An 881-nucleotide genomic window follows, 5' to 3' on the forward strand; every position below is an offset into this window, starting at 1 on the left:
GTGGATTTTCCAGAGTTTCAGGCTTTGGGCCAACAAAAACAGCCAGCTTTCATTGTAGTTGCCCTCCAGCGCATTCAGCACCTGATCCGACTTCTTTTCCCGGATACTTTTATGGCACAGCTTCAGAAGCGCCTGTTTGTCGCGTTCCCCTTCCAGAATCGCTTCAATCACCCGGATCCCGCTGACGCCATTTATCTGACAGAGAACCTGAGTGAGTTTCACGTTCATTAATTCAAGGGCTTTCTGCATTTTATTCACATACCCGCTGGCTATACTTAAGATATCCTCCCGCTCCCGGATAAGCATGCGTAGCTCCTTCAACTTGCCGGAAGGAATATAACTTTGCCTGACAAGGCCAGCGCTGAACATCTTTTGTATCCAGCAAGCATCACTTACGTCGGTCTTGCGTCCTTTTACCTGTTTAACCTCTTTGGGATGGACCAGGCATACCTGAAGACCGGCCGATTCCAGCATTTCATGCAGGGCGATCCAGTAAACACCCGTCGCTTCCATACACACCTGCCTGACGCCTTCTGCTTTAAGGTCCCGGATACATTCCCGGTAACCGGCCGTAAAGGTTTCATAGCTTTTAACGGTGATCCCGTCAGCAGACACATAAATCTTACGGCTACCGATATCTATAGCTGCCGAATGTGTGTTTTGCTGCTCAAATGTGACTAACTTTGACATAGCCTTTAGCTTTAAAAGGTGAATAACAGCGGGCTACAGCTCAAAGGGGTCACAAAACAGAAATGTGCCAAACGGGAATATTGCGGGGAGCGATATCACCAAACTAGGAGGGACCATCCTTTAAAGCAAGTGTCGGGAACAGGTACAAGACACTAACCGGAATACTGCCAAACTGCTGTAGCCGCTGTTAT

General features: G+C 48.4%; 1 protein-coding gene. It reads right to left on the reverse strand.

Annotated features, from left to right (window positions below; genetic code table 11):
- Positions 1 to 690, reverse strand: a 690-nt coding sequence (locus tag ABD852_RS23010; RefSeq protein ID WP_345033174.1) for an IS110 family transposase, incomplete at its 3' end; no start/stop codon positions are given.
- Positions 691 to 881: the final 191 nt, after the last annotated feature.

It is taken from the genome of Ravibacter arvi (assembly GCF_039540405.1).
Classification (GTDB): Bacteria; Bacteroidota; Bacteroidia; order Cytophagales; family Spirosomataceae; genus Ravibacter; species Ravibacter arvi.